Origin of the sequence: Methanohalobium sp., from assembly GCF_018609725.1 — an archaeon.
Classification (GTDB): Archaea; Halobacteriota; Methanosarcinia; order Methanosarcinales; family Methanosarcinaceae; genus Methanohalobium.
The window spans coordinates 1-3,342 of the sequence record NZ_JAHENT010000006.1; the positions used below are offsets into that span (position 1 = coordinate 1).

3 protein-coding genes are annotated in these 3,342 nt (G+C 35.5%); all 3 read right to left on the bottom strand.

The window, feature by feature from the left end; genetic code table 11:
- The coding region (locus tag QZ276_RS00140) for a PAS domain S-box protein (RefSeq protein ID WP_292484154.1) at positions 1-865 on the bottom strand (865 nt) is incomplete at its 3' end.
- Positions 866-937: 72 nt separating this feature from the next.
- Positions 938-1,345, bottom strand: coding sequence for a response regulator (locus tag QZ276_RS00145; RefSeq protein ID WP_292484156.1), 408 nt, complete (start codon positions 1,343-1,345; stop codon positions 938-940).
- Positions 1,346-1,347: 2 nt separating this feature from the next.
- Positions 1,348-3,342: histidine kinase dimerization/phosphoacceptor domain -containing protein (locus QZ276_RS00150; protein ID WP_292484158.1), on the bottom strand; the 1,995-nt coding region annotated here is incomplete at its 5' end.

A 3,342-nucleotide genomic window follows, 5' to 3' on the forward strand; every position in this document is an offset into this window, starting at 1 on the left:
AAGCTTCAACCACATCATCATTTTCAAAATTACTCGCTTCAAGATTTAACAAACTTGAGATTACCTGCAGATTATTCTTGACCCGATGATGGATTTCCTTTTCACGTGTTACTTCTGCATGTTTGCGCTTTGTAAGGTTTCTGGTAACAACAATAAAAGCAGGAAGCCCCTGATAATCTATGTATTGTACACTTAATTCAATCGGGATTATCGTTCCATCCCTATTAACATGTTTTGTTTCAAATATAGAATGACCTTTTTTAACCAGTTTGTTCATTTCACCCGTACTAATTGTAGTATCAGATGGATGTATATCATTGATATTCATTTGCAACAATTCGTCTCTGCTGTAGTCCAGATAATTACATGCCGGCTGGTTAACTTCAACGAAATTACTATCCATATCACATATAAATATCGCATCATTGGTATTGTTAAACAGTGTCCTGAACTTTTTTTCGGACTGCTGAAGGGCTTTTTCGGTTTCTTTACGTTCGGTTATATCAATAATGATACCCTGATAATGGGCAACCTTACCCATTGAATTATTTCTTATAAAGGTTCTTTCAGTAACCCAGCGTATCTCACCTGTTTTAGTGTAGGTTCGATATTCATGTACAAACTGTTTGTATCCCAGTTCTACATGTCTGGAGATACGTGAGCGTACCTTTTCCAAATCATCTGGATGTATAATATCCCCGTAAGAATAACGACCTGATGTAAAGTCTCCAGGTGTGTAGCCAAACTGGGTTATGCTGTCCGATACAAATTCGACGGGCCAGTTATCTACAGCCTTCCAGAGAAAAACAATAATGGGACTGTTGTGTATAATGGATTCAAGGTCAATTTTTTCAAATTGTTGCATTTTACATCTGACAACTATTTATTCTTATAAATTAACATATGTGTATTAAATACATTTTCTATAAAATTCTATTTATTTATTTTTTTCTTCAGTATATTCTTTCTCCATTTTATTTTTGTGCAGTGCCATTTCTATATTGGTTCGCAGGTCTTTTTCTTTGAATGGTTTTGAAATATACCCATACGGCTGGGTTAATTTTGCTCGTTCCAGAATTTTTTCATCTGCGTAGGCTGTAAGATAGATTACAGGTATATCATAGAGTTCACGTATTCTTTCTGCTGCCTCTATACCATCCACATCCCCTTTTAACATGATGTCCATCAATACAAGATCAGCAGAAGTTATTTCTGCTTTTCTTATAGCTTCCTCCCCAGTTGAAGCGATACTTGGAACAGAATATCCCAGTTTTTTCAACCGATTTTTAATGTCCAGAGCTACTATATTCTCGTCCTCTACAACAAGGATTTTCGGTTCATTCATTTTTACACCTTGATATTATATTTCAATTCTTTAAACGTAATTATAAACTCTGTTCCTTGTGATTTTTCAAGTGCTATCGTTCCATCTATCTGTTCTACAAGTGTATTTACAAGCTGTAATCCCAGTGATTCGGATTCTCTGAAATCGATGTCATCAGATATACCTTTGCCGTTATCACTGACAATTAGTTTGTAATTATTGTCCCCGTCAACGTACATATTAACGCTGATTTCACCGGTAGCATCATATGAAAATGCATGTTTGAGTGAGTTGGATATCAGTTCATTGATGATAATCCCAAGTGGAATTGCTGTATCCATATTTAAAGATATTTTGTCGACATTGTTGTTTATTATTATATTATTAGTTTTGCCTATGTAGGTCTGGATAAGGTAATTGGCCAAATTATCCACATATTCTGAAAAATCTATATCTGCTATATTCTTTGACTGATAAAGTTCCTCATGGGCAAGTGCCATCGAACGAACACGGTTCTGACTATCTCTAAATGCTTCAACCACTACAGGGTCGTCAAAATTACCAGATTCAAGGCTTAATAGACTTGAGATGACCTGCAGGTTATTTTTGACACGATGATGTATCTCTTTTTTACGAATCTCTTCAGCCTGTTTACGCTCGGTCGTAAACTCATACATGGCTTTACGTGCATTTTCAATTCCATTTGTCAGTATCGCAAAATCACCATTACCGTGTACCTGTACTTTGCGTGTAAAATCTTCTTTCTGGATAGCAGTAAGTACCGCATTTGAATCATCGATTACATTGTTCAATGATTCTGAAAAATGATCCAAGGTATCCCCAAGTTCTTTGAAATCTCCTTTAACATTTAACCTGAAACGGGTACTTAACCGTCCTTTTGAAAGCGAATTTGCAACACGCATGGTTTCATGAATTGGACTCTGGAAAGTATCAAGTATTTTGTTGAGACCTTGTGGGATTTCTCTAAAATCTTTCTGAATAAGCGTATTGGCTCTTGTATCCAGTTTACCTTTAATCGCATCATTGGTTATTCTCTTAAAATCACTAACTATACCATCAATAGATCGGGATATGGATAATGATATCAGATAAGCCACACCACCCATAAAAATGAGGGATACCACAGATATTATAATCAGTTCATCTCTTAATTTTGTAACACCTGAAAGCATTTCATCCTTTGGAACAACAAGAATAAAAGAATATTCACCGGTTTCAATCGGTTGATAGAACATTACAACATTTTTACCAGTACTTGGGTCAATTGTTTCTATATGCCCTTCCCTGCCTGATTGGATTTCATCTGCCATCTGGGATATTTTAGGGTCATCAAAATCGTACAATGTTTTGTTTCCAATCCATTGTTTTTTTTCAGGATGGGATAACAAAATTCCAGTGTTACTTGACATAAATGCATATCCGGTGTCAAAAATTTCAACATCGCTTACAATATTATCAATGTTTTCCAGTGATACATCCACTCCGCCTATACCCACAAAAGTACCGTTTTTCATTATCGGAGATACATAACTTACTATTAGTTCTCCCTGATATAGGTAAGGTTCAGTAACCACTGTTTTTTCCAGTTTTTTGGGTAATTGATAATAGTTGGATGTTTCATAATCCACCAAAGGTTCACAATGTACATCTCCGCCTATTCTGTTCCAGTATGGAATAAACCTTCCTGTGGAATCATGATAAGTGGCGTTAACATAATCCTTATCTCTGTTATCAAAAGCATTCGGTTCATAGGCAACATATGTTCCAATCAAATCCTGATTTTGCACAAGTAATCGTTTTAACATTTTTAGTACTTCACTTCTGTTGGAAGATTTGTACTCAGAAAGCATCGTGGCTATGTTTTCTCCTTTTGACCTATCTTCATTCATACCTGTATTGAACTCATTTGCATAACTTCTTGCCTTCTCAATTGATTGTCGATAGGCTAAATCTTCCTGTTGAGTGGTTGTACTATTTATTATAAATGCAGTTGAAGC

Excerpts from the sequence above, each read along its gene's own strand:
- QZ276_RS00145 (WP_292484156.1), bottom strand. The coding sequence starts at position 1,345 with ATGAATGAACCGAAAATCCTTGTTGTAGAGGACGAGAATATAGTAGCT.